The 24,187-nt window shown below is 70.2% G+C and carries 22 protein-coding genes; 8 read left to right on the top strand and 14 right to left on the bottom strand.

The window, feature by feature from the left end:
* Window positions 1-94: 94 nt before the first annotated feature.
* Window positions 95-1,060 carry an SDR family NAD(P)-dependent oxidoreductase gene (locus ACFVH5_RS20300; protein ID WP_385835035.1) on the bottom strand — a complete coding sequence of 322 codons (966 nt, stop codon included), beginning with the start codon at window positions 1,058-1,060 and terminating at the stop codon, window positions 95-97.
* A 369-nt stretch (window positions 1,061-1,429) separates the two neighbouring features.
* Between ACFVH5_RS20300 and ACFVH5_RS20295 the strand changes: the two genes are divergently transcribed.
* Complete coding sequence (locus tag ACFVH5_RS20295; protein WP_385835034.1) at window positions 1,430-2,278, top strand: helix-turn-helix domain-containing protein; 849 nt, start codon at window positions 1,430-1,432, stop codon at window positions 2,276-2,278.
* 330 nt (window positions 2,279-2,608) lie between these two features.
* Here ACFVH5_RS20295 and ACFVH5_RS20290 read toward each other — a convergent pair whose 3' ends face one another.
* Window positions 2,609-2,869: a hypothetical protein gene (locus tag ACFVH5_RS20290; RefSeq protein ID WP_385835033.1), complete on the bottom strand. Its 261-nt coding sequence runs from the start codon at window positions 2,867-2,869 to the stop codon at window positions 2,609-2,611.
* A 203-nt stretch (window positions 2,870-3,072) separates the two neighbouring features.
* On the opposite strand from ACFVH5_RS20290, the gene ACFVH5_RS20285 reads away from it, so the two are divergent.
* A complete protein-coding gene (locus tag ACFVH5_RS20285; protein ID WP_385835032.1) occupies window positions 3,073-4,062 on the top strand; it encodes a hypothetical protein in 990 nt (329 codons plus the stop codon).
* Between the two features lie 298 nt (window positions 4,063-4,360).
* Here ACFVH5_RS20285 and ACFVH5_RS20280 read toward each other — a convergent pair whose 3' ends face one another.
* A complete protein-coding gene (locus tag ACFVH5_RS20280) occupies window positions 4,361-4,564 on the bottom strand; it encodes a hypothetical protein (protein ID WP_384799066.1) in 204 nt (67 codons plus the stop codon).
* Window positions 4,565-4,912: 348 nt separating this feature from the next.
* Between ACFVH5_RS20280 and ACFVH5_RS20275 the strand changes: the two genes are divergently transcribed.
* A complete protein-coding gene (locus ACFVH5_RS20275) occupies window positions 4,913-7,027 on the top strand; it encodes an NPCBM/NEW2 domain-containing protein (RefSeq protein WP_385835031.1) in 2,115 nt (704 codons plus the stop codon).
* Between the two features lie 659 nt (window positions 7,028-7,686).
* Here the strand turns inward: ACFVH5_RS20275 and ACFVH5_RS20270 are convergent.
* Window positions 7,687-8,640 (bottom strand): ROK family protein, encoded by a 954-nt coding sequence (locus tag ACFVH5_RS20270; protein WP_384799072.1) that lies wholly within the window; start codon window positions 8,638-8,640, stop codon window positions 7,687-7,689.
* A gap of 218 nt (window positions 8,641-8,858) precedes the next feature.
* Between ACFVH5_RS20270 and ACFVH5_RS20265 the strand changes: the two genes are divergently transcribed.
* Window positions 8,859-9,896, top strand: coding sequence for a LacI family DNA-binding transcriptional regulator (locus ACFVH5_RS20265; RefSeq protein WP_189773956.1), 1,038 nt, complete (start codon window positions 8,859-8,861; stop codon window positions 9,894-9,896).
* Window positions 9,897-9,899: 3 nt separating this feature from the next.
* Window positions 9,900-10,733 carry a hypothetical protein gene (locus ACFVH5_RS20260; protein ID WP_385835030.1) on the top strand — a complete coding sequence of 278 codons (834 nt, stop codon included), beginning with the start codon at window positions 9,900-9,902 and terminating at the stop codon, window positions 10,731-10,733.
* Here ACFVH5_RS20260 and ACFVH5_RS20255 read toward each other — a convergent pair.
* Together ACFVH5_RS20255 and ACFVH5_RS20250 are read right to left on the bottom strand one after the other, a co-directional pair.
* Window positions 10,679-12,466: a protein kinase gene (locus ACFVH5_RS20255; RefSeq protein ID WP_385835029.1), complete on the bottom strand. Its 1,788-nt coding sequence runs from the start codon at window positions 12,464-12,466 to the stop codon at window positions 10,679-10,681. The two genes, ACFVH5_RS20260 and ACFVH5_RS20255, sit on opposite strands and share 55 nt — an antisense overlap.
* A gap of 100 nt (window positions 12,467-12,566) precedes the next feature.
* On the bottom strand, window positions 12,567-13,871 hold the full coding sequence (locus tag ACFVH5_RS20250) for a DUF6986 family protein (RefSeq protein ID WP_385835028.1): 1,305 nt from the start codon (window positions 13,869-13,871) through the stop codon (window positions 12,567-12,569).
* Window positions 13,872-14,148: 277 nt separating this feature from the next.
* Between ACFVH5_RS20250 and ACFVH5_RS20245 the strand changes: the two genes are divergently transcribed.
* Complete coding sequence (locus ACFVH5_RS20245) at window positions 14,149-15,051, top strand: endonuclease/exonuclease/phosphatase family protein (RefSeq protein WP_385835027.1); 903 nt, start codon at window positions 14,149-14,151, stop codon at window positions 15,049-15,051.
* An 80-nt stretch (window positions 15,052-15,131) separates the two neighbouring features.
* On the opposite strand, the gene ACFVH5_RS20240 is transcribed toward ACFVH5_RS20245, so the two are convergent.
* The 4 genes from ACFVH5_RS20240 to ACFVH5_RS20225 form a co-directional block, all read right to left on the bottom strand.
* On the bottom strand, window positions 15,132-16,094 hold the full coding sequence (locus ACFVH5_RS20240) for an electron transfer flavoprotein subunit alpha/FixB family protein (RefSeq protein WP_384799086.1): 963 nt from the start codon (window positions 16,092-16,094) through the stop codon (window positions 15,132-15,134).
* A 101-nt stretch (window positions 16,095-16,195) separates the two neighbouring features.
* A complete protein-coding gene (locus ACFVH5_RS20235; protein ID WP_385835025.1) occupies window positions 16,196-16,981 on the bottom strand; it encodes an electron transfer flavoprotein subunit beta/FixA family protein in 786 nt (261 codons plus the stop codon).
* Window positions 16,982-17,252: 271 nt separating this feature from the next.
* Entirely contained in the window at window positions 17,253-17,762 is a 510-nt protein-coding gene (locus ACFVH5_RS20230; protein WP_385835024.1) for a flavin reductase family protein, read from the bottom strand.
* 313 nt (window positions 17,763-18,075) lie between these two features.
* Window positions 18,076-18,498 carry a TlpA family protein disulfide reductase gene (locus ACFVH5_RS20225; RefSeq protein WP_385835023.1) on the bottom strand — a complete coding sequence of 141 codons (423 nt, stop codon included), beginning with the start codon at window positions 18,496-18,498 and terminating at the stop codon, window positions 18,076-18,078.
* Window positions 18,499-18,572: 74 nt separating this feature from the next.
* Here ACFVH5_RS20225 and ACFVH5_RS20220 point away from each other — a divergent pair, with 74 nt between their 5' ends.
* Together ACFVH5_RS20220 and ACFVH5_RS20215 are read left to right on the top strand one after the other, a co-directional pair.
* On the top strand, window positions 18,573-18,989 hold the full coding sequence (locus ACFVH5_RS20220; RefSeq protein WP_385835022.1) for a DUF4395 domain-containing protein: 417 nt from the start codon (window positions 18,573-18,575) through the stop codon (window positions 18,987-18,989).
* 191 nt (window positions 18,990-19,180) lie between these two features.
* A complete protein-coding gene (locus tag ACFVH5_RS20215; protein WP_384799104.1) occupies window positions 19,181-19,909 on the top strand; it encodes a lysophospholipid acyltransferase family protein in 729 nt (242 codons plus the stop codon).
* A 67-nt stretch (window positions 19,910-19,976) separates the two neighbouring features.
* On the opposite strand, the gene ACFVH5_RS20210 is transcribed toward ACFVH5_RS20215, so the two are convergent.
* The 4 genes from ACFVH5_RS20210 to ACFVH5_RS20195 all read right to left on the bottom strand — a co-directional run bounded on the left by ACFVH5_RS20210 (window position 19,977) and on the right by ACFVH5_RS20195 (window position 23,923).
* The gene (locus ACFVH5_RS20210; protein WP_385835021.1) at window positions 19,977-20,549 is read right to left on the bottom strand and encodes a transglutaminase domain-containing protein; all 573 of its coding nucleotides are present in this window, start codon (window positions 20,547-20,549) and stop codon (window positions 19,977-19,979) included.
* Between the two features lie 85 nt (window positions 20,550-20,634).
* Window positions 20,635-21,705: a threonine aldolase family protein gene (locus tag ACFVH5_RS20205; RefSeq protein WP_384799422.1), complete on the bottom strand. Its 1,071-nt coding sequence runs from the start codon at window positions 21,703-21,705 to the stop codon at window positions 20,635-20,637.
* 17 nt (window positions 21,706-21,722) lie between these two features.
* Window positions 21,723-22,487 carry an SDR family NAD(P)-dependent oxidoreductase gene (locus ACFVH5_RS20200; protein ID WP_385835019.1) on the bottom strand — a complete coding sequence of 255 codons (765 nt, stop codon included), beginning with the start codon at window positions 22,485-22,487 and terminating at the stop codon, window positions 21,723-21,725.
* A 38-nt stretch (window positions 22,488-22,525) separates the two neighbouring features.
* Window positions 22,526-23,923 carry a DUF6421 family protein gene (locus ACFVH5_RS20195; protein WP_385835018.1) on the bottom strand — a complete coding sequence of 466 codons (1,398 nt, stop codon included), beginning with the start codon at window positions 23,921-23,923 and terminating at the stop codon, window positions 22,526-22,528.
* Between the last annotated feature and the right edge of the window lie 264 nt (window positions 23,924-24,187).

Below are 24,187 nucleotides of genomic sequence, written 5' to 3'. Positions count from 1 at the left end.
ACCGCGCGGCCCGCCGCCATCTGATCCGGCTCCACCCCTCACCGCTTTCTGGCCGCTTCGTCCCGTCGCGCCGAGGAATCCCGCTCGGTTGCGCTTACCGCAACTGGAGGGCTTCCTCCTCGGAGGTCAGATTGACGAGTCGCTTGGAGTCGTCCCACAGCCTTTCCGCGCGCTTTCCATCATAGGAAATTCGCGCCGACCTAACGGCCGACAGCTTTCCCTCTTTCGCCTGGAAGTAGATGCCGGATTGACCTACGAACTCAGGGGCTGTCGCGAGCGCGGCGAGGGACGCGCCAGAGAATTCAACATCGGATGTCGTGATGCCCATGCGCTTAGATGCCCATTGCATGGCGGACGTTGTGGACATCCATTGGATCGGCTTCGGCATTCCGCGAAGGAACCCGGTCCCGGGCACGGCTCCAGGATCGTAGGCGATTGAAGAAATCGAGCTGTGGGCCTTGCGAAGACGGCGGTCCAGCTCATAGGCGTACATCACCGTGCACAATTTCGAGGTGGAGTAACGCTTACCGGCAGAAAGTGATTTTTTCCCATTCTTGCCGTCATTCGCCAGCGCGGTGGCGTCCGGTTCTACGGCGGCACCGACCGCTTTTCCATCCATCGAATCGGGGTCGTGGGTACCGCTGACGGTGTACACGACCCGGCCGTCCTCGGTCATACTGGGAAGCAGAAGCTCGACAAACAGGAAATGCCCGAGGCAGTTCGTTGCGAAGGTCGTCTCATATCCGTCAGGGCTATAAGAGGCCTTGCCGTCGAATCGGCCGCCTGCGTTACAGAGGATCGCATCCAGCAAGTCCAACTCGCCGACCTCGACTGCCGCCCTGATCTGCACAGCGCCCGCTCGGACCGACGCCAGTGATGACACGTCGAGCGTCAGCAGGGTCACGGTCACACCGTGCGCCGCGCGCAGCTCGTCTGCGACCTGTTGCATGCGCTCCAAGCTGCGTCCCGCCAGTACGATGTCGATACGCTGCGCAGCGAGTGTACGTGCAGCAGCGAGGCCGATTCCCGAGTGGCCGCCGGTGATCAAAACAGTCGTCATTTAAATTGCTCCCTGGTCACTTCGGGTGGGCCAAACAGGCGGGTCCTGAGACGTCGCCTCATCTATAGCGGTGCGGAACAATGGGACATCAGGGATCTCCGTCTCAAACTGGCGGGCCGACGCGGATTAAATAAGCGAGAAGCGGCTGCTACGTCCACCAGAGTGAAGTGGACCTTCGGAAAACGGATACCGAGGCAGGTGCGGACCGAGGCCGGCAATACCGATGACTCTGGTGACCAGCCCCATTACCGGCCCTGCGTCTTGCTCATGACTCCATGGTGGGCCACCAGCAAATGGCTATACAGGTACGCCCGAGGGTAGGAGCGTCTGTACCAGGATGTCGGGCGCCGTCAGCGGCATGATGGGCCCATGGATCGTCTCGAACTCGCCCGTGTCCTCAAAGCCGCCCGGGCACGCATAGCACCTGCAGAGGTCGGTCTCACCGCTGGCCCCAGGCGGCGGGTCACCGGACTACGCCGCGAGGAAGTGGCCCTGCTCGCAGGAGTGAGCGTCGAGTACGTCGTCCGCCTTGAGCAAGGCCGAGGGTCGCGGCCCTCCACTCAGGTCCTCAACGCACTCAGCCACGCCCTGCGATTGGAACCTGACGAACGCGATCAAGTCTTCCGCCTCGCCGGCAGCGCACCGCCACCCCTCGGGGGGATAGAGATGTCGATACGGCCGAGCGTGCTACGGCTGCTCCATCGGCTCACGGACCTTCCCACCTTGGTCCTGTCAGCCAAAGGCGACGTCCTGGCACAGAATCCGATGGCGTGCGCGCTTCTCGGCGACCTCAGCCAATGGCCCGAAGAACGCCGCAACATCATCTGGCAGCGAATCCTCGGCACCGGCTACGCGCGCATGGCATTCACTCCGGAAGAAGAGACGGCATGGACGCAGCAGTCGGTGAGCCTCCTGCGTACCGCGCACTCGCGCTACCCCGACGACCTGAGCCTCGGCAGACTCATCAAAGAACTGACCTCTGGCAGTGACCGTTTCCGGACCATCTGGGACACCGGACGCTCGACAGTGCACCAATCGATGCACAAGACCATCGATCACCCCGAGGTGGGAAGCCTCGTCCTCGACTGCGACACGCTGTTGCTCCCGGACACCGACCAGACAATGATCGTCTTCTCCGCCGCAGCCAATACACGCGAAGCATCGGCACTCGACGTACTGCGCGTCATCGGTACGCAGCGGATGTCGCCGCTCCCCTAACGAACCAGCGTCCCGGGAATCCCGTTTGACTCTCTCCTTCAGTCAACTGCCGTGCGGAGGAGTCGCGTTTAGCGTCACAGCCGTTCGCACGGATATCGGGATCGCCTGTCGTCCATCGCTGACCAAACGACCGAGAGCCGCCGACCTACAGCCGTCGGGCGAGGTCGAGGCTGCGGTCGGCCGCTTCTCGGAAGGCGTCGACGCCGTAGGTCTGCAGCGCACTCCAAACTTCGAAGGCTTTGAAGCTGCGGGAAAGCTGGGGCCCATAGTCCTAACGCCCGAGATCGAAGGAGGGTGGTTAAGGACTCACGCAGCCATACCCACCGGGAGCTAGACGGTGGTTGACGGTGCGCGCGGCAGCCGACGGAAGCCGTGGCCGGCACGATCACCGGCCGCCTCCGTCGGCCAGGGCTCCTCGCCTTGAGACGCTACGACACCGAGAAACGGCTGCGGTACGTCGGGAAGACGACTGAGCTCTCCCCCACCGACGCCCGTCAGTTCGCAGACCAGCTCACCGCCACCGCGGACCAGCGCACCGGCGAGGACGGCCCGCTCGTACTGGAGCGGGAGACGGGGAACCTCCCACTCCACTCCCCCTCGTCCCGGCCCAGAGGCCGGAGTTCGACCGGATCTCCAAGAACGTACGGGGGTGCCGGTCCGAATCGTGTGCGGAGGTGGGGGCAGCAAGTGGCGGCCTCCAAGTGCTGGTTTGTACCGTGTGGTGGGTCCGGGAGTCGCGCGGCTCATCGGCGAGACCAGGTCCGTTACCACACTTAGCGTGTAGAGTGCCGCGGGTGCCGAACGCCCTGCACCGCCACTCGATCGACTGCTCTCCCGAGCGCCTGGCTCCCTGCGACGACGTCCACGACGCCTACCGACAGCTCGCCGACTGGACCGCCGAGGGCGGCGCGTACAAGCTGGCCTCCGGCGCGTTCTCCTCCGAGGCCCGCCGCCACTACCGCGCCTACGTGACCGCCTGGCTCAACTGGTGCGACCTCGACAGCGCACTGGACCCCTACACCTGCGCCCGCGCCCACATCGGCGTGTGGATCTCCGACATGCACGGGAACGACTCGCTGGCCACCCGCGCCGCGATGGCCTCCGCCGTCACGAGCTTCTACCAGCACCTGCTGAACCTGGGCATCGCCGACGGCGTCGACGCGGAGCTCACCCGGGCCCGCCTCGTCGGGGCCCCCGTACCCGCCGACCCCAAGCGCACCGGACTCAGGGGGGACGGCCCGAGGTGGATGCTGCAGGCCGCCGACCGGCTGACCGGCCGCGACGCGCTGCGCGACCGGGCCCTGATCTACCTGCTGCTCAACGGCTACTTCGGGTACGAGAAGCTGCGCCCCGGCATGATCCGCGCCCTGGACCTGGAGGGCCGCGTCAACGAGGGCTTCCGCACCACCTGGAGGGTCCGGCCCAAGAACGCGGAAGAGACCGCGACCACCAGGGTCACCATCAGCGACGACGCCGCCCGCGCGCTCGACGCCTACACCGGGCGCACCCCCGCCGGAACCTTCGAACCCGACCCGACGACCGGCCGCATCACCAACGCCGCCTACGGCACCTTCACTTCCCGAGGGGCCCTGCTGACGGGGTCGGCCAACCGCGCCCGGGGCGCACGCCTGGCCCGCTCGGACACGATCAACCGGATCGTGCGCGCCGTGGTGGCCACACACGAAGATCTGGCCACGTACGCCGACGTACTGAGCGCCGACTTCGTAGCCGCGACCCCGCCGCCGGGGCAGCACCGCGAGGCCATCAGCGAGGACCCGCCGTAGAGAGGACCCCCCAAGGCTGGCTAGAGCGAGTGAAAGCTAAGTAAGGCCAGGTAGCGGGACCGAATAGAAGCAAAGCAAATAGGAACGCCGACCGGACCCTGGGGCACCGCAACCGTGATCCCGACAATCACGGTTCCCCCCTCTGCTGTTGGCCCCTGACGCTTGCCCGCTCCGCCCTGCCACGGAAGCCAGGTCCCGATGAGTGCGTGTTTGAGGGATCGAACACGCACGGAAGCCCGGCCCTCGGTGGGCCGGGCTTCGGGGTCGCGACAGGGCCGTACGGGCGGGAAGCGCCCGGTCAGCCGTCCTGCGCCGGGGAGTTGCCCTCCGTCGCAAGGCTGCCGTCGCTGATCGTCTGGTCGACCGTGCTGAGGGTGTCCTGGACATCGAGCGTACTGAGGCTGTTGAGGGCGTCACCGTCGAGGGAGTGGGACGGGGTGACGGCCGCCACCACGAAGCCGGTGGCGAGGGACGCGATGGCGAGCATGCTGCGCTTCTTCATGCCCCACTCAACTGCCGACCCGCCCAGGGGTCACGGTCGGGCTTCCCGAAACCCACGGTCGGCTCGTCGCCGAGTCCGCTGACATCCGATGTCCTGTTCTCGTCGTCGGGTGCCGTGCACCGGGTTGGCGTGGACCGCGCGGGAAAATCCCGTTGGCGCAATTCAACACAACCGCACGTACGGCTCAGGGCGCATGCTCCAAGACGCGTGGTCAAGGGATTTGACGGGATATCGAACAACCATGACCGCATCCCTTCCACCACAGTGCAACAGGTCCTACCGTAAACGCGCACGGATGACGCGGACATGCGGACATCCAACCTTTCGCGAGTACGGAGGAACGTAACGATGCGTCACCTTCCCACCCGCACACCTCGCCGAAGAGTGGTCGGAGCACTGACCGCCGGACTGGTCGGCGCCTTGGGCCTGACCGGTACCTGGGGGACCGCCGGGCCGGTCACGACCGCCGGCGCCGCGACAGCACCGGCCGCGCCGGCATCGGCCGCGCCGGTGTCGGCCTCGCCTGTAGCGACTTCGCCGGTGTCGGCCGCACCGGCCCCGGACGACGGGCTCGCCCTCACCCCGCCCATGGGCTTCAACAACTGGAACTCCACGCACTGCCGGGCGGAGTTCGACGAGGCGATGGTCAAGGGGATCGCGGACCTCTTCGTCGACAAGGGGCTCAAGGACGCCGGGTACGAGTACGTCAACCTCGACGACTGCTGGGCACTGCCCGCCCGCGACGCCGACGGCGAACTGGTGCCGGACCCCGTCCGCTTCCCCGGCGGGATCAAGGCGGTCGCGGACTACGTGCACGCCAAGGGGCTCAAGCTCGGCATCTACACCAGCGCGGGTACCAAGACCTGCAACGACGCGGGATTTCCCGGCGCGCTGGGCCACGAATACAGCGACGCACGGCAGTTCGCGGACTGGGGTGTCGACTACCTGAAGTACGACAACTGCAACAACCAGGGCGTGGACGCCAAACAGCGCTACACGACGATGCGGGACGCCCTGAAGGCCGCCTCGGAGACGACCGGCCGCCCCATCGTCTACAGCATCTGCGAGTGGGGCGAGAACAAGCCCTGGGAGTGGGCGGCCGACGTCGGCCAGCTGTGGCGTACGACCGGGGACATCAGTGACAACTGGGGTTCGATGCTCTCGATCATGAAGCAGAACCTGCCGCTCGCGCAGTACGCCGGTCCCGGGCGGTGGAACGACCCCGACATGCTGGAGGTCGGCAACGGCGGGATGACGGCCACGGAGTACCGCACGCACTTCTCGATGTGGTCCGTCATGGCCGCGCCGCTGCTCATCGGCTCCGACCTGCGATCCGCGTCCGAGGAGACCTTCGGCATCATCGGCAACAAGGAGGTCATCGCGGTCGACCAGGACCCGCTCGGCAAGCAGGGCGCGGTGCTGTCCTCCGAGAGCGGTCGCTGGGTCGTCGCCAAGGAGATGAAGGACGGCAGCCGCGCGGTCGCCCTCTTCAACGAGACCGGCAGCCCGCAGCGCGTCGCCACCAGCGCACAGGCCGTCGGACTGCCCGAGGCGGACGCCTACACACTGCGCGATCTGTGGCAGCACAAGAGCTACAACACGGCGGGCACGATCGCGGCGACCGTCCCCGCCCACGGCACGGTCCTCGTCCGCGTCTCGGCCGACGGACGGTGGGCCGTCAACCCGCCCGCCGTGGAACTCGGCGTGGACGGCAGCACGCTGACCGAGGCGGGCAGGGCGACCGCCCTGACGACGTCGGTCACCGATCTGGGCCGCACGCCCGCGCAGCGCGTCTCCGTTACCGTGACCGGGCCCGAGGGGTGGCGGGTGAAGGCCGGCTCGCCGACCACGGCGGCGTCCCTGACGACAGGGAGGGCGTTGCGTACGAAGTGGACGGTGACCGCGCCCGTCGGCACGCCCCCGGGGTCGTACGACGTGACGCTGAAAGCCGTGTACCGCTCGCCCGGCGGGGTGCGGGCCGAGAGCGTGCTCCCGCTGACGGCGACCGTCGCGGTGGCGCCGCCGTCCGGCACGTCGAATCTCGGCGCTCTCCCCTGGCTGTCGGCGACCAACGGCTGGGGGCCCGCCGAGCGCGACACCAGCAACGGTGAGAGCGCGGCGGGCGACGGCGGTCCCCTCACGGTCAACGGTGCCGTGTACGCCACCGGGCTCGGCGTCCATGCGGAGAGCGCCGTCGAGTTCTACGCGGGCGGGGCGTGCGAGACCGTGAGCGCGGAGGTCGGCGTCGACGACGAGGAGGGCGCCGACGGGTCCGTCGCGTTCGAGATCTGGGCCGACGGTACGAAGGTGGCGTCCACCGGGGTCCTCACGAACGCGGACGCTGCGCGGGCGCTTGCCGCGGACGTCAGCGGGGCGAAGGTGGTGCGTCTGGTCGTCACGGACGGGGGTGACGGGATCACGTCGGACCATGGGGACTGGGGGGCGGCGCGGCTCGCTTGCTGACGCTGCTCCCTTGAGGGGTCCGGCGCGGCCTGGCCCTCGCCCTGGGCCCCACGGGGGTGAGGGCCTGCCTCAACAGCCAGCCCTTCCGAGGCGCGGCCTGAACGGATGCGGCAGTCGTCCGGGTGCGGACCCGTCGTGGTTGGCCGCGCAGTTCCCCGCGCCCCCTACGGGGCCCAGGTGCTGCACCCCTCACGAGTGCGGGCCCGGACGGATGCCGCAGTCCTCCAGGTGCCAGCCCGTCGTGGCTGAGCGCGCAGTTCCCCGCGCCCCTGGGCCCCACGGGGGTGAGGGCCCGCCTCAACAGCCGGCCCTTCCAAGGCGCGGCCTGAACGGATGCCGCAGTCCTCCGGGTGCCGGACCATCGTGGCTCGTCGCGCCGTTCCCCGCGCCCCCTACGGGGCCCAGGTGCTGCACCCCTCACGAGTGCGGGCCCGGACGGACGCGGCAGTCGTCCGGGTGCCAGCCCGTCGTGACTGAGCGCGCCGTTCCCCGCGCCCCTGCGGGGCCCACGGCTCGCTTCGTCGCCCAGGCCCACCAATCGGAGCACCCCGCCCCCAACCCCCTAGGGGCGCGAGGAACTGCGCGACAAGCCCCCACCGGCCGTCACGTCACACACAACCCCCGGCCGGAGGCCCCCGCCACCAAGAACAGCGGGCGGCTCAGCCGACAACGACCGTGCCGGTCGGCCGGAGGCTCAGTGCCGCCGATGCCGCGCCCACCAGACCCGCGTCCGTGCCCATCTGTGCCGGCGTCACCGTGAGCCGCTGTACGAACGACAGCGTCGCGTAGTCGCGCAGTGCGGCCCGCAGCGGTGCGAACAGCACCTCGCCCGCCTTGCCCACTCCCCCGCCGATCACCGCGATGTCGATCTCCACAAGGGTCGCGGTCGCCGCGATGCCTGCGGCCAGCGCCTGCGCGGCCCGTTCGAAGGAGGCCGTCGCGACGGGGTCGCCCGCACGGGCCGCGGCGGCCACGGCCGCCGCGGACGCGTCGCCCTCGGGACCCGGCTGCCAGCCGCCCTCGATGGCGCGGCGCGCGATGTTCGGCCCGCTGGCGATGCGCTCGACGCACCCCCGCGACCCGCACGGACACAGGTCGCCGTCCAGGTCCACGCTGATGTGGCCGATGTGGCCGGAGTTGCCCGTGGGCCCGGGGTGCAGCTTCCCCCCGAGGACCAGCCCGCCACCGACACCGGTCGAGACGACCATGCACAGCGCGTTGTCGTGGCCCCGGGCCGCCCCCTGCCAGTGCTCGGCCGCCGTGATCGCCACCCCGTCACCGATCAGCTCGACGGGCAGCCCGTCCGTCACGGCACGCACCCGCTCGACGAGAGGGAAGTCGCGCCAGCCGGGCACGTTCACCGGACTCACCGTGCCCGCCGAGGCGTCCACGGGCCCGGCGCTGCCGATCCCGACCGCCGTGACACTGCTCCACAGCGGCGAGGCGGTCAGCTCGCCGAGCACGGCCTCGACGGCCCGGATGACGATGTCGCCGTGCTCCTGCGCGGGCGTCGGCCGCTGGGCGCGGAGCAGGATCCGGCCGTGGCCGTCCACCAGCGCTCCGGCGATCTTGGTGCCGCCGATGTCGAGCGCGGCCACGAGGTCGGTGTGCATCAGTGTCAGTTCTCCCGATCGGATCCCGATGGACCATGAGGAAAGGGCAGGCCGGTCGCGCGGTGGGGAGAGCGGGCCGGAAAAGCGATGGACAGTCTCTCTCGCATCTGACAACGTTGTCCAGGCTCTATGCTCGACGCCACATCCCGATCCGGGTGCCCAACGAGCCCGTCAGGACCGACGCGGCCCCACAGGACTACAGGACAGGACAGCGCATCGTGGCCGAGACCGCCCGCCGAACCGAGAGCCGCTACGGCAACCGCCCGACGATGAAGGACGTCGCCGCGCGTGCCGGGGTCGGCCTGAAGACGGTATCGCGTGTAGTCAACGGTGAGCCCGGAGTCACCCCCGACACCGAGCGCCGGGTGCAGGAGGCCATCGACGCGCTGGGCTTCCGCCGCAACGACAGCGCACGCGTGCTCCGCAAGGGCCGCACCGCCAGCATCGGCCTGGTCCTGGAGGACCTGGCGGACCCGTTCTACGGCCCGTTGAGCCGCGCGGTCGAGGAGGTGGCCCGCGCCCACGGCGCCCTGCTGATCAACGGTTCCAGCGCCGAGGACCCGGACCGCGAGCAGGAACTGGTCCTCGCGCTCTGCGCGCGCCGCGTGGACGGGCTCGTCGTCATCCCGGCCGGGGACGACCACCGCTATCTGGAGCCCGAGATAAAGGCGGGCGTCGCCACGGTGTTCGTGGACCGCCCCGCCGGGCAGATCGACGCGGACGTGGTGCTCTCCGACAGCTTCGGCGGCGCGCGCGACGGCGTCGCGCACCTCATCGCGCACGGCCATCGCCGGATCGGGTTCATCGGGGACATGCCCCGCATCCACACCGCCGCCGAGCGCCTGCGCGGCTATCGCGCCGCGATGGAGGACGCCGGCATCCCGGTGGAGCCCGACTGGATGTCCCTGGGCGTCACCGGTCCGGAGCGGGTCCGTCTGGCGGCCGAGACGATGCTCTCGGGCTCCTCCCCCGTGACCGCGGTCTTCGCGGGCAACAACCGCGTGACGGTCACGGTCGTACGCGTCATCGCCGAGCGCGCCCGCCCGGTCGCCCTGGTCGGTTTCGACGACATCGAGCTCGCCGACCTCCTCCAGCCCGGGGTCACCGTGGTCGCCCAGGACGCCGCCCAGCTCGGCCGTACCGCCGCCGACCGTCTCTTCCGCCAGCTCGACGGCTCGCTCGTGCTGCCCGAGCGCATCGAACTCCCGACGCGGCTGATCACCCGCGGCTCGGGTGAACTGCCGCCCGCCGCCTGACACATGGGAGAGCCCCGGCACCGCTCCGCCGACCGCACGCTCGAAGCACTCGGCCTGGCCGTGGCACCGCGCGAGGACCCGCTGGTCTATCCCGGCGTCTGGCCCGCGGAGTCGGGGCTCCTCGACGGGGACCGGCTGCTGCCCCTGACCCGGCGCACGTTCCCGGGCCGGGTGCCCGTCCTCGCGGTCGGCTCGAACGCCTCCCCCGCCCAGCTCCGGCACAAGATGCGCCAGTACGAGCTGTCGTCCCCGATCCCCCTGGTGAAGGCGCGGGTCACCGGGCTGGAGGTCGGTGTGTCGGCGCACGTCAGCGCCCTGGGATACGTGTCGGCCTCGCCCTTTCGCGCCCCCGGGCACACCCGGGAGCTGTTCCTCACCTGGCTGGACCCGGCGCAGCTGGCCGCGATCGACGCGAGCGAGGGAGTCACGAGGCCGTCGGGTGCGTACGATCGCGTGCTGCTGCCCTCGGCCGGTTTCCGCGTCGAGCCGGAGCCGGGCGGGGCGGGTGAGCCGGGGGAAGCGCTCGACGGCGTCCACCTCTATGTGAACCGTCACGGTGTCCTCCAGGACGGCACCGGCACTCCGCGCGCACACCCCGGCGAGCACCGGCTGCTCACCGAACTCCTGGCGGAGTCACCGGGGTTGAGGAAGCTGTTCGGGTCCACGCCCGAGGAGTTCTGCTCCCGGGCGCGCGGCGACCTGCGACTGTGCGCCGAGGGGACCCGGCTCTTCGCCCGGGAGGGGCGCACGACGGCTTCCGGCCTGGAGAAGTACGCACGCGGTCAGCAGACGGGCAGTCCGGGCACCGGTGCGTCGTTGTCGCCGCCCTGGACGTAGACGTCGCTGACCCAGACGCCGGTGTTGCCGCTGTCGTCGTCGGTCTTCGCCCACCAGGTGTTGGTCCACCTCCCGGAGGTCTCGCGGCGGCCGAGGTCCTGCTGGCAGTAGAAGTAGTTGGTGCCGGCGTTGAGGGTGCCCGCCCGCGCGCCCGCGGCGGTGTACGACGCCGCGGTCTTCCAGACCTGGCAGTTGTACTTGCCGCCTCCGACGGCATGGCAGACCGGTGCGGCGCTCTCGGTCTCCCCGCCGCCCGAACTCCCGCCCGTGGTACCGCCCTTGGTGGCTCCGGAGGAGGGAGCGGGTGTCCTGTCCGCCGGTCCGGTGTCGTCGGTGCGGTCGGTGTCCCCGGTGGGGTCCTGCTTGTCGCCCGGGGTCGACGACTCCTTCTTGTCGCCCTGTCCCGTGGGCTTCTTCTTGTCGTCGGTCAGGTCGACCGAGCCGCGGGTGGCACCCGGAGAGGCGGTGCCGTCCGCGTCCCGGGCGGCCCCGGTCCTGGCTGCCGACCCGCCCTCGTCGGAGTCCGTCAGGTGGGCGACGATGACACCGGTCGAGGCCAGCACGACGGCGACGGCCGCGCCGACGAGCAGGACGCGGCCTCCACGGCGCCGGGGAGCGGCCGGCCCGGCCGGCTCGGGCGTCACCGGGGTGACTGGAGTGGCTGGAGCGACTGGGGTGACCTGCGCAGCCGGGGCTGCCGGGGTGGCCGACTGCGGCGCCGGCTGCGGCATCGGCAGGGGCGGTCCGAACCCCGGCGGTATCACCGGCACGCTCCGCTCGGTCGCCTCCCGTGCCGGGGGCGCGGGCGCCCTCAGCCCGCGTGTCGCCGAGTCCTGGTCGGTCGCCGCCGCCACCGCGTCAAGGAGCTCGCTCGCGCGGCCGGCCTCCGGGCGGGACTCGGGCTGCTTGTGCATCAGCTGCTGCAGGACGGGCCCGAGCGGTCCGGCCCGTCGCGGTGCGGGCAGTGGTTCGACGACGATCGCCGTGAGCGTGGACCACGTGGACGTGCGGCGGAAGGGCGAGGAGCCCTCGACGGCCGCGTAGAGCGTGGCGCCGAGCGCCCAGATGTCGGAGGCGGGGCCCGGCTCGTACCCCTGGGCCCGTTCGGGTGCCAGGTAGTCCAGGGAGCCGACCAGTTCGCCGCTGCGCGTGAGATGCGTGGTGGAGCCGTCGCCGGGGTCCTCCATCGTGGCGATGCCGAAGTCCGTGAGGACGACCCGTCCCGAGCGGTCGAGCAGGATGTTGCCCGGTTTCACGTCGCGGTGCAGGACTCCCGCCCGGTGGGCGGCGGCGAGCGCGTCCATGACCTTCGCGCCGATCCCGGCGGCCTCGCGGGCGTCGATCGTGCCGCGCTCGCGCAGGACGTCGTCCAGGGACGGCCCGTCCACCAGTTCCATGACGATCAGCGGGCGGCCGTCGATCTCCGCCACGTCGTGGACGGCGATCACTCCGGGGTGGCGCACCCGGGCCGCCGCGCGGGCCTCGCGCTGCATCCGCAGACCCAGGTCGGCGAGTTCGGGTCCGTCGGCGTCCGTGTAGGTGCGCAGTTCCTTGACGGCCACCTCACGGCCGAGCACCTCGTCGCGGGCCCGCCAGACCACGCCCATTCCGCCGCGGCCCAGTGGGGCCACGACGCGGTAGCGGCCGGCCAGGAGCCGCCCGGTCCCGTCGGGCTGTCCGCTCTCCCCGGGCCTGGCCCGCTCCCCCGGCTGCTGGTTCTCCCCCGCCGACACCGCTGCCCCGTTCCTGCCTGTGACACGTCAATGAAGTGCCGCCCAGCGTACGGGGCGAAGGAGAGCGTGCGGGCCCGGGGCAGCGGCTGTGACAGGGCCGCTACTTGGCCGAGACAGTCAGGTCCGCCCGCCTCGGTACCGCGAAGCCCTCCAGGTCCGTGCGCGTGAGCCCGGTGGCTCGTGCCACCTCCGCGATGTCGAGGGCGCCGCAGTCCAGGCCGCGCAGCAGATAGCCGCTGAGGGCCTTGGCGGTGGCGGGCTCGTCCATGACGTCTCCGCCGGCGCGGTTGGCGTACGCGACGAGGCGGGCGGCGGCCTGCTCGAACCCCTCGCGGTAGAAGGCGAACACGGCCGCGTACCGGGTCGGCAGGTGTCCGGGGTGCATGTCCCAGCCCTGGTAGTAGGCGCGGGCGAGGGCGCGGCGGGTGAGGCCGAAGTGCAGGCGCCAGGCGTCGTGGACCTTCGCCGTCGGCCCGACCGGCAGCACGTTGGTGGAGCCGTCCGAGACCCGTACGCCGGTACCGGCCGCCGCGACCTGCATGATCGCCTTGGCGTGGTCGGCGGCCGGGTGGTCGCTGGCCTGGTACGCGGCGGAGACGCCGAGGCAGGCGCTGTAGTCGAAGGTGCCGTAGTGCAGTCCGGTGGCGCGGCCCTCGGCGGCCTGGATCATCCGGGCGACGGTCGCGGTGCCGTCGGTGGCGAGGATGGACTGGCTGGTCTCGATCTGGATCTCGAACCCGATCCGGCCCCGCTCAAGCCCGTGGGCCTTCTCGAACTCCTCCAGGAGCCGCACCATCGCGGTGACCTGCTCCGCGTACGTGACCTTCGGGAGGGTGAGCACCAGTCCGGCGGGCAGTCCGCCGGCCTCCATCAGGCCGGTGAGGAAGATGTCGAGCGTGCGGATGCCCCGGTCGCGGACCGGCGCCTCCATGCACTTCATCCGGATGCCCATGTAGGGGGCAGCCGTGCCGTCCTGGTAGGCCTGGGAGATCAGCCGGGCGGCGCGGGCGGCGGCCTCGTCCTCCTCGGCGTCGGGACGCGGCCCGTAGCCGTCCTCGAAGTCGACGCGCAGGTCTTCGATCGGCTCGCGCTCCAGTTTGGCGCGTACGCGGTCGTGCACGGGCTCCGCGAGGTCGTCGGAGAGGCCGAGGACGGCGGCGAGGGAGTCCGCGTCGGGTGCGTGCCGGTCGAGGGCGGCGAGGGCCTGGTCGCCCCAGGAGCGGACGGTGTCCGCGGCGAAGGCGTCGCCCGGGACGTACACGGTGTGGACGGGCTGGCGGGTGCCGGGGTCTCCGGGGTAGCGGCGCTCCAACTCGGCGTCGACCGGGGCGAGGGAGGCGCTGATCTCCTCGCTGACGGCGCCGGCGAGGCTCGTCGTCACCTTCTCCTGCTGACCCTGACCCATTCCACACCCTCCTGTTTTCCGCTCAGCGGAATCAACAATCCGTAGAGCGAAGTTATCCGCGACCTTCCGGCTGGTCAACACCCTCATGGCACCCCCCTTGTCCGGTGATCCTCCCCCGGGCCCCTCCCGGAACACCTGCGGACTTCCCCCGGGGTCCATCCCGACATCTCGACATGTTCACGCCCAACTTCGAGACTGCAAGGCGCACGACCCGACCGGCATCCGTCGCAGAACGGTCCGCACCACAGACCGGCACTGGCCACAGAAGGAGCATCCCGTGCCCCGTCACAGCCGAGTCACGCGCCGCCTGGGACTCAAGACCGCGCTCGCCGCCGCGGTCGCCCTGCCCCTGTCCAGTGCGGTGCTCTCCAGGTCGTCCGCCTCGGCGGCGGACCGCCACGGCCACCTGGAGGTCATGTCCTTCAACCTGCGCTACGCGAGCACCGCCGAACCCCACAGCTGGGCCGTCCGCCGTCCCGTCACCCGTGAACTGCTGCGCCGGGAGCGGCCGCACGTCATCGGCACCCAGGAGGGCCTGTACCAGCAGGTGCGCGACATCGCCACGGATCTCGACGGGCACTACGAGTGGATCGGCACGGGCCGCGCGGGCGGCAGCCGGGACGAGTTCATGACGGTCTTCTACGACACCCGCAGACTCGCCCCGGTGGAGTACGACCACTTCTGGCTCTCGGACACGCCCGCCGTGATCGGCTCGAACACCTGGGGCGGCGGCTCCATCCGCATGGTGACCTGGGTCCGCTTCCGTGACCTGCGGGACGGGCAGCGGGAGTTCTACTTCCTCGACACCCACCTGGACAACGCGAGTCAGAACGCACGCGCGCGTGCCGCGGCCCTGATCACCGAACGGATCACGGGGCTCGACCGTTCCCTGCCGCTGGTGGTGACCGGCGACTTCAATGTGGCCGCCCACAAGAACCCGGTCTACGACACGATGCTGGGTGCCGGCCTCGTCGACACCTGGGAGTCGGCGGCCGAGCGGAGTGACCTGTACGCCACGTTCCACGGCTACCGCCCGCTGACCCCAAACGGCGACCGCATCGACTGGATCCTCGCCTCGCCCGGGATCGGCGCGCACCGGGCGTCGATCAACACCTTCTCCCTGGACGGGCAGTTCCCGAGCGACCATCTGCCCGTCCAGGCGTCCCTGACCCTGGGCTGAGCAGGGCCCCGAACGCCGTGAGGCCCCCTCGACCGTGTCGGTCGAGGGGGCCTCACACGAGGATCACGCGAGGAGAGCGATCAGCCCTTGCGGGACTTGATCTCCTCGGTGAGCTGCGGGACGACCTCGAAGAGGTCGCCGACCACGCCGTAGTCGACCAGGTCGAAGATCGGGGCCTCGGCGTCCTTGTTGACCGCCACGATCGTCTTCGACGTCTGCATGCCGGCGCGGTGCTGGATGGCGCCGGAGATGCCGTTGGCGATGTACAGCTGCGGGGACACGGACTTGCCGGTCTGGCCGACCTGGTTGGTGTGCGGGTACCAGCCGGCGTCCACGGCGGCGCGCGAGGCGCCCACGGCCGCGCCGAGGGAGTCGGCGAGCGCCTCGATGATCGAGAAGTTCTCGCTGCCGTTGACGCCACGGCCGCCGGAGACCACGATCGCAGCCTCGGTCAGCTCCGGGCGGCCGGTCGACTCGCGCGGGGTGCGGCCGGTCACCTTGGTGCCGGTGGCCTGCGCGGAGAAGGTCACCGACAGCGCCTCGACGGTGCCGGCGGCCGGGGCGGCCTCGACGGGGGCCGAGTTGGGCTTGACGGTGATGACCGGGGTGCCCTTGGAGACCCGGGTCTTCGTGGAGTACGAGGCGGCGAACACCGACTGGGTGGCGACCGGGCCCTTGTCGTCGGCCTCGACGTCGACGGCGTCGGTGATGACACCGGCGCCGATGCGCAGCGCGAGACGGGCGGCGATCTCCTTGGCCTCGGCGGACGAGGGGACCAGCACGGCGGCCGGGGAGACGGCCTCGACGGCGGCCTGCAGCGCGTCCACCTTCGGGACGACGAGGTAGTCGGCGTACTCGGCGGCCTCGTCGGTGAGCACCTTGACGGCGCCGTGCTCGGCGAGCGTGGCGGCGGTGTTCGCGGCGCCGGCGCCGAGCGCGACGGCGACCGGGTCACCGATGCGGCGGGCCAGCGTCAGCAGTTCCAGGGTGGGCTTGCGGACGGCGCCGTCCACGTGGTCGACGTAGACGAGAACTTCAGCCATGGGACTTCTTCTCTCCTGCTTGCGAAAGATGAGGGGCGGGCGGCAACGACGGGGCTCAGATGCTGCGTCGGCCCGGGGGACGGCCCCCGGACCCCCAGCCGTTAAATGAACTTCTGGCCCACGAGGAACTCGGCGAGCTGCTTGCCGCCCTCGCCCTCGTCCTTGACGATCGTGCCCGCGGTGCGCGCGGGGCGCTCGGTGGCCGAGTCGACCGAGGTCCAGGAGCCGTCGAGACCGACCTCGTCGGCCTCGATCTCCAGGTCTTCGAGGTCCCAGGACTGAACGGGCTTCTTCTTGGCGGCCATGATGCCCTTGAAGGACGGGTAACGCGCCTCGCCCGACTGGTCGGTGACCGACACGACGGCGGGCAGGGAGGCCTCGAGCTGCTCGGAGGCGGTGTCGCCGTCCCGGCGGCCCTTGACGACGCCGTCCGCGACCGTGACCTCGGACAGCAGCGTGACCTGCGGGACACCCAGGCGCTCGGCGACCAGCGCCGGGAGCACGCCCATGGTGCCGTCGGTGGAGGCCATGCCGGAGATGACCAGGTCGTAGCCGGCCTTCTCGATCGCCTTGGCCAGCACCAGCGAGGTGCCGATCGCGTCGGTGCCGTGCAGATCGTCGTCCTCGACGTGGATGGCCTTGTCCGCGCCCATGGACAGCGCCTTGCGCAGCGCGTCCTTCGCGTCCTCGGGGCCCACGGTCAGCACGGTGATCTCCGCGTCGTCCGCTTCGTCGGCGATCTGCAGGGCCTGCTCGACCGCGTACTCGTCGAGCTCCGACAGCAGGCCGTCCACGTCGTCACGGTCGACGGTCAGGTCCTCGGCGAAGTGCCGGTCGCCAGTGGCGTCGGGCACGTACTTAACAGTGACAACGATCCTCAAGCTCACGCCGGCTCTCCTACTGCATCGTCTTTTCTGGGCTGCCTGCCTACGGGCAGCATAGGCGCCTGAAGCGGCCGTTCCCGGTGGGGGCGACCCGCGCTCCGAGCGAAATATTACTCGCCAGTACGCGCTTCTACGCTCCCGTAGCTGGTTCCCTCTAAGCAAGCGCTTTGAACTGTGACCTTTGCAACGCAGCGTAATCGGAACTCGACGTGCTCGCAGACGGGGGGCGGACGGGGTGGGCCGTGGCGGCCCGGCTCACCCGCCCCCGAGCGCGCTATTCCCGCAGCGCGTTGAAGCGCCCCTGGTGGTACAGCAGGGGGCGGCCGGCACCGGAGGGGTCTCCGAGCACCACCTCGGCCAGGACGACGCGGTGGTCCCCCGCGGGTACGCGGGTGACGACCCGGCACACGAGCCAGGCGAGGACGTCGTCGAGCACGGGAACGCCCTCGGGCCCCTCCCGCCAGGCCGTGGGCCCGCCGAAGCGGTCGGCGCCGCTGCGGGCGAAGGTGGCGGCCAGTTCCTGCTGGTGCTCGCCGAGCACATGGACACCCACGTGGTCCGTCCGGGAGATGGCCGGCCAGCTGGAGGCGCCGGTGCCGATGCCGAAGGAGATCAGCGGGGGCTCGGCGGACACGGAGGCGAGCGAGGTCGCGGTGAAGCCGACGGGGCCCTCGTCGCCGCTTGCGGTGATCACGGCGACACCGGCCGCGTGCTGCCGGAAGACGGAGCGGAGCAGGTCCGGGGAGGCGAGTCGGGAGGTACGGAGATCGGGCGTGGCCGTCATAGAGTTGTCCTTCTGCGCGAGGCCGGCGGCGGGGGTCCTGGGCTGCTCAGCAGCCCGGACAGCGCCCGCCCGCATCGCGGACGAGGGCCGCGGTCCGAAGGCGTGCACGCTCGAAGCGCGCGAGGCGCTCGCAAGGAAGGAGTTCCGTGGGCATACGGTCAGACTGACGATAGGTGGCCGATGCAGTCAAGTACGTCCCGGCAGGTGGGAGATGCGTCACCGAGGGCCTCCAGCCTCATGTTCAGGGGCTTTTGGATGATCAGGGTGTTCCGGTCGATCAGGTCGTCGCGGACGGCCGGATGGTTGCGGACGATCAGGTGGTGCCGACCGCCTCACCGAGCGCGGCGATCACGTCCGCCTTGCGCGGCTGTCCGGTGGCGCGGCGCACGATGCTGCCCTCCGCGTCGAGGACGAGCACGGTCGGCGTCTTGAGGATCTCCAGTTCGCGGACGAGTCCGAGACGACTCTCGGCGTCGATCTCGATGTGCCGTATGCCCGGAACCAGTTCGGCGACCTCACCGAGTACTCTGCGGGTCGCCCTGCAGGGTGCGCAGAAGGCACTGGAGAACTGGACGAGGGTGGCCCGCTCGCCGAGGTCCTCGCCCAACTCGGCCGCGCCCAGCCGTTTTCCGCCGTCCCGCCCACGCACTCTGACTCTCCCGCTCCGACGTCGGTTCAGCACTCCGTAGGCGCTCGCCAGGGCGAGCACCACCACACACACCGCAAGTCCGGTCATCCCCGGCTTCAGCGTTCACGAGGCTGCAAAGATTCCCGTGCCCGGGGGCGTGATCTCTGCGGAATACTTGATTCATGAACATCGATGCACGTGGGCCGCGTTTCGGAGCGGTCGTGACCACCGTGGTCCTGGCGGTCGTACTGATCACCGGCAGCGCCTGGCTGCTGGCCTGGCAGACGCTGGCGTTCGCGCTCGGCGCGGCGGGCGGCGTGGGCCGTTCCCCGTACGGCCTGCTGTTCCGGTACGCCGTCCGTCCGCGGATCGCGCCGCCGACGGAGTTCGAGGCGCCCGAGCCGCCGCGGTTCGCGCAGGCGGTCGGATTCGCGTTCGCCGCGATCGGTCTCCTCGGCTACACGGTGGGCCCCGAGTGGCTGGGACTCGCCGCGACCGGGGCGGCGCTCGCGGCGGCGTTTCTCAACGCGGCGTTCGGGTATTGCCTCGGGTGCGAGATGTACCTGCTCGTACGGCGAGTGGCGGTTCGCGCGGAGTAAAGGCAACGTAAAACGCCGAGGTGGATCAAGGGGTGACGTGACGAGGATCTCGCCAATCTCAGGCACCAGGACTGGTCACTCGTCCGTTCTTCGGGCACGATCTGCGCAATGCCGTAAACCTACGGCAGCGTAAGTTTCCCGCCGGGAGCACCCCTTCCCAGGCAGAACAGAGAGAAGGGTCCACTCCGTTCATGGCTGAGCTTGTCTACCGTCCCGCCATCGGTCTCGCCCAGACGTTGTTCAAGGCCTGGGACCTGAAGATCGATCTCAAGGGGACGGAGAACATCCCGCGCACGGGCGGTGCGGTGCTGGTGAGCAACCACATCAGCTATCTCGACTTCATCTTCGACGGTCTCGCCGCCCTGCCCCAGAAGCGCCTTGTCCGTTTCATGGCCAAGGAGTCGGTGTTCCGGCACAAGATCTCCGGCCCGCTGATGCGCAACATGAAGCACATCCCGGTGGACCGCAAGCAGGGAGAGACGGCGTACGCCCACGCGCTGGCCTCGCTGCGCTCCGGTGAAATCGTCGGCGTCTTCCCCGAGGCCACGATCTCCCAGTCCTTCACCCTGAAGAGCTTCAAGTCGGGCGCCGCGCGCATGGCCCAGGAGGCGGGCGTCCCGCTGATCCCGATGGCCGTGTGGGGCACGCAGCGGCTGTGGACCAAGGGCCACCCGCGCAACTTCAAGCGCAGCCACACCCCGATCACCATCCGGGTCGGCGAGGCGATCGAGGCTTCCCGCGACAAGTACGCGGGCGCGATCACCCGCCAGGTGCGCGAGCGCGTGCAGGAGCTCCTGGAAGCCGCGCAGCGCGCCTATCCCGTACGCCCCAAGGGCCCGGACGACACCTGGTGGATGCCGGCGCACCTCGGCGGCACGGCACCGACCCCCGAAGAAGTGAAGGCCTCCGAGGCCCGTTGAGCGCACGGCGCTCCACGGAGGGGCAGCAGGACCGTCCGCAGGCCCGTCGGCCTGCGGGTCCGCGGGCTCAGAGCGCGGCGGGAAGCGACTCCCACAGGTGCGGGCGGTCCCGGGCGGCCTTGAGCGCGGCCAGGACGGCCGGGTGCGGTGCGGCGTACAGCTTCGGATAGTCCAGCTCGTGCGCCCGCGGGTCGGGCGTGAAGGCCAGGCGCTCGCCGGCGAGGGAGAACCGGGCGTCCACACCCGGTTTGTTGCCCCGGGGGTCCTGCCGGTGCCAGGCACCGTTGAAGCGGACCGCGACGAGGCCGTGCACCACGTCGAACTTCTGGTAGCAGAACGCCGTCGGGATGTCCTCGGCTCTCAGCAGGGCGGCCAGGGCGTGGGCCTTGGCGTAGCAGATGCCCGTGCCCTGTTCCAGGACGTCGGAGGCGCGCCAGGTGACTCGGAGGTCGCCGGAGTCCTGTGAGTGCGGGATGGTGTCGCGCACGAACTCGAAGGCTGCCTGCGCATAGGCATACGAGTCGGCGACCTGACCAGCCAGCCGTGCGGACACCTCGCGCACGATCGGATGACCGTGGTCGATCGCCTCGTCGGCGGCCAGGTAGGCGGACAGGTCGGGGTTGTTCTGGATCAGCTCCATACCTGCGGAGCATAAGAACACGATCACCCGGGAGTCAACTACTTTTCCAGGCGACCGTATATCTATGCACCACTCCCCGAGGCTGTCAGCCCGCCATCTCCTCCTTGAGCGCCGCCACGAAGCCGTCGACGTCGTCCTCGGTGGTGTCGAAGGCGCACATCCAGCGGACGTCTCCCGCGGTCTCGTCCCAGAAGTAGAAGCGGTAGCGCTTCTGCAGGCGTTCGCTCACGTCGTGGGGCAGCCTGGCGAAGACCGCGTTGGCCTGTACCGGGTAGAGGATCTCGACGCCGTGCACCGCGCGCACGCCCTCGGCGAGGCGCTGGGCCATCTCGTTGGCGTGGCGGGCGTTGCGCAGCCACAGGTCCTTGGCGAGCAGGGCCTCCAACTGCACCGACACGAAGCGCATCTTGGAGGCGAGCTGCATGGACAGCTTGCGCAGATGCTTCATGTGGCTGACGGCGTCCCGGTTCAGGACGACGACGGCCTCGCCGAACAGCGCGCCGTTCTTGGTGCCGCCGAAGGACAGCACGTCCACGCCGACCGCGTTGGTGAACGCCCGCATCGGTACGTCCAGGGAAGCGGCCGCGTTGGCTATCCGGGCGCCGTCGAGGTGCACCTTCATCCCGTGGCCGTGGGCGTGCTCGCAGATCGCGCGGACCTCGTCGGGCGTGTAGACCGTGCCCAGTTCGGTGTTCTGCGTGATCGACACCACCTGCGGCATCGCCCGGTGCTCGTCGTCCCAGCCGTACGCCTGCCGGTCGATCAGCTCGGGTGTGAGCTTGCCGTCGGGCGTGGCCACCGTGAGCAGCTTCAGCCCGCCCATCCGCTCGGGAGCGCCTCCCTCGTCGACGTTGATGTGCGCGCTCTCCGCGCAGATCACCGCGCCCCAGCGGTCGGTGAGCGCCTGCAGGGCCACGACGTTGGCGCCCGTGCCGTTGAAGACGGGGAACGCCTCGGCGCCCGCGCCGAAGTGGCCGCGGATCACCTGCTGGAGGTGGCCGGTGTAGTCGTCCTCGCCGTACGCGATCTGGTGCCCGCCGTTGGCGAGGGCCAGGGCGGCGAGCACCTCGGGGTGGGCGCCCGCGTAGTTGTCGCTGGCGAAGCCGCGCACCTGCGGGTCGTGGCGCCGCCGGGCATCCGTCCTCGGCGGGTTCACGGCGTCTCTGCCGGAGTTCACGGCTTCTCGGTCAGCCACAGACGCTTTCCGTTCACTTCGGGGGCGGACTGCTCCCAGACACCGGTGATGGACTCGGCGAGGTCCTTGACGTCCGTGAAGCCCGCGAACTTCGCGTTCGGGCGCTCCGCGCGCATCGCGTCGTGCACCAGTGCCTTGACCACCAGGATGGCGGCGGCGGACGTCGGCCCCTCGGCGCCCTCGGAGATCCCGGCCTTGCGGAAGTAGTCGGCCATGGCCAGCGTCCACGCCTCGGCTGCGGCCTTGGCGGCCGCGTACGCGGCGTTGCCCGCGGTGGGCTTGCCTGCGCCCGCGGCGCTGATCAGGACGTACCGGCCGCGGTCGCTGCGCTGCAGTGCCTCGTGGAAGGCGAGGGAGGTGTGCTGCACGGTACGGATGAGCAGCAGTTCCAGCAGGTCCCAGTCGTCGAGGCTGGTCTTGGTGAAGGTCTCGCTGCCGCGCCAGCCGCCGACGAGGTGGACCAGCCCGTCGACGCGCCCGAACTCCTTCTCGGTGCGCGCGGCCCAGTCCTTCGCCGAGTCCCGGTCGAGGAGGTCGACCGTGTCGCCGACGACGGTGGCGCCGCCGTGGGCGTAGCGGGCCGCGTCCACGGCCTCGGCCAGTCGCTCCGGGTCGTTGTCGGACCCGACGACCACGGCCCCGGCCTCGGCGAGCCGCAACAGGGTCGCCCGGCCGACCGGACCGCCCGCGCCGGCCACCGCGATCACCGCGCCGCTCAGTGCCCCGCCGCTACCGTTCCCCATGGTCTTCGCCTCCTGAGCAGTGTTCCGGACGCGGTCGCTCACGCGGCCACCCGCTCGGCACTCGCAGCGGTGATGCCCTTGGTCTGCGCGATCACGTTCTTCAGCTTCTTGGAGAGTGCCTCATAGAACATGCTCAGGGGAAACTCGTCCGGAAGCACGTCGTCCACCAGTTTTCGCGGCGGCAGCGTCAGATCGAGGGCGTCGGGGCCCTTGGCCCAGCGGGATCCCGGGTGCGGGGAGAGGTACTGGGAGACCAGGTCGTACGCGGCGAACCAGTGGACCAGTTTCGGACGGTCGATGCCGTCGCGGTACAGCTTCTCGATCTCGGCGCACAGCTCGTTGGTGACCTGCGGGGCCCGCTGCCAGTCGATGAACAGCTTGTTGTCGGTCCAGCGGACGACGTCGTGCTTGTGCAGGTAGGCGAAGAGCAGCTGTCCGCCGAGGCCGTCGTAGTTACGGACGCGGTCGCCGGTCACGGGGAAGCGGAACATCCGGTCGAAGAGCACCGTGTACTGCACGTCGCGGCCCTGCGGGAAGCCGTCGGCCTCCAGCTCGACGGCCTCGCGGAAGGCGGTGAGGTCGCAGCGCAGCTCCTCCAGGCCGTACATCCAGAACGGCTGGCGCTGCTTGATCATGAAGGGGTCGAAGGGCAGGTCGCCATGGCTGTGGGTGCGGTCGTGGACCATGTCCCACAGGACGAAGGCCTGCTCGCAGCGCGCCTGGTCGCCGACCATCTCGCTGATGTCGTCGGGCAGGTCGAGGCCGAGCGTGTCGACGGCGGCCTCGGTGACCTTGCGGAAGCGGGCGGCCTCGCGATCGCAGAAGATACCGCCCCAGCTGAACCGCTCCGGGGCCTCGCGCACGGCGATGGTCTCGGGGAAGAGGACGGCCGAGTTGGTGTCGTACCCGGCCGTGAAGTCCTCGAACTTGATGCCGCAGAACAGTGGGTTGTCGTAGCGGGTGCGCTCGAGGTCGGCCAGCCAGTCGGGCCAGACCATGCGCAGGACGACCGCTTCGAAGTTGCGGTCCGGATTGCCGTTCTGCGTGTACATGGGGAAGAGGACCAGGTGTTCGAGGCCGTCCACGCGGTGCGCCGCGGGCTGGAAGGCCAGCAGCGAGTCGAGGAAGTCGGGCACCCCGAAGCCGTCGTCGGCCCAGCGGCTCAGATCCTTGACGAGCGCCGTGTGGTACTCGGCGTCGTGCGGAACGAGCGGCGACAGCTCCTGGACGGCGTCCATGACCCGGCGCACGGCCTGGCCGGCCTCCGCCGGACCGGGGGCGCTCTCGGCGTCGAAGTCGATCGACCCGTCCTTGGACTGCCATGGCCGGATCCGCTCCACGGCATCCTTGAGCACGGGCCATGCCGGGTGGCTCACTACCCCGCTCCGGGGAGGAATCTGTTCCTCCGCACCCACCTGCACAAGAATTTCCGTCATGACCCACCTTCCACGGGAGAACCTCGCGTATGGACACCGTATGCGTGCGGGACTCTCCGGGACAAGTGGAGTCTCGGGAGATTATCCTGCCGTCTCGCATCTTCACCGCTATTTTTCCTGCGGGAAACCGTGAGGGCGAATACTTCCGCCGTCGGCCGGGTAGTGGCCGGAGTTCAGGCGGTCCGCCGCGGACACCCCCGACGGGGCCCGGTCAACCCGCTGGGGACGCGCCCACCCGGGGGTGAGCCGCAAAGGCCACGGCAG

Origin of the sequence: Streptomyces sp. NPDC127119, assembly GCF_042677425.1 — a bacterium.
Lineage (GTDB): Bacteria > Actinomycetota > Actinomycetes > Streptomycetales > Streptomycetaceae > Streptomyces.
The sequence above is the reverse complement of the archived record's forward strand: the minus strand, read 5'-3'. Positions and strand labels throughout refer to the sequence as shown.

Bases quoted from the DNA above. Each gene is read 5' to 3' on its own strand.
- ACFVH5_RS20300 (WP_385835035.1), bottom strand. From the start codon at position 1,060: ATGACGACTGTTTTGATCACCGGCGGCCACTCGGGAATCGGCCTCGCT.
- ACFVH5_RS20295 (WP_385835034.1), top strand. From the start codon at position 1,430: ATGGATCGTCTCGAACTCGCCCGTGTCCTCAAAGCCGCCCGGGCACGC.
- ACFVH5_RS20280 (WP_384799066.1), bottom strand. From the start codon at position 4,564: ATGAAGAAGCGCAGCATGCTCGCCATCGCGTCCCTCGCCACCGGCTTC.
- ACFVH5_RS20275 (WP_385835031.1), top strand. From the start codon at position 4,913: ATGCGTCACCTTCCCACCCGCACACCTCGCCGAAGAGTGGTCGGAGCA.
- ACFVH5_RS20270 (WP_384799072.1), bottom strand. From the start codon at position 8,640: ATGCACACCGACCTCGTGGCCGCGCTCGACATCGGCGGCACCAAGATC.
- ACFVH5_RS20260 (WP_385835030.1), top strand. From the start codon at position 9,900: ATGGGAGAGCCCCGGCACCGCTCCGCCGACCGCACGCTCGAAGCACTC.
- ACFVH5_RS20250 (WP_385835028.1), bottom strand. From the start codon at position 13,871: ATGGGTCAGGGTCAGCAGGAGAAGGTGACGACGAGCCTCGCCGGCGCC.
- ACFVH5_RS20240 (WP_384799086.1), bottom strand. From the start codon at position 16,094: ATGGCTGAAGTTCTCGTCTACGTCGACCACGTGGACGGCGCCGTCCGC.
- ACFVH5_RS20230 (WP_385835024.1), bottom strand. From the start codon at position 17,762: ATGACGGCCACGCCCGATCTCCGTACCTCCCGACTCGCCTCCCCGGAC.
- ACFVH5_RS20225 (WP_385835023.1), bottom strand. From the start codon at position 18,498: ATGACCGGACTTGCGGTGTGTGTGGTGGTGCTCGCCCTGGCGAGCGCC.
- ACFVH5_RS20220 (WP_385835022.1), top strand. From the start codon at position 18,573: ATGAACATCGATGCACGTGGGCCGCGTTTCGGAGCGGTCGTGACCACC.
- ACFVH5_RS20215 (WP_384799104.1), top strand. From the start codon at position 19,181: ATGGCTGAGCTTGTCTACCGTCCCGCCATCGGTCTCGCCCAGACGTTG.
- ACFVH5_RS20210 (WP_385835021.1), bottom strand. From the start codon at position 20,549: ATGGAGCTGATCCAGAACAACCCCGACCTGTCCGCCTACCTGGCCGCC.
- ACFVH5_RS20200 (WP_385835019.1), bottom strand. From the start codon at position 22,487: ATGGGGAACGGTAGCGGCGGGGCACTGAGCGGCGCGGTGATCGCGGTG.
- ACFVH5_RS20195 (WP_385835018.1), bottom strand. From the start codon at position 23,923: ATGACGGAAATTCTTGTGCAGGTGGGTGCGGAGGAACAGATTCCTCCC.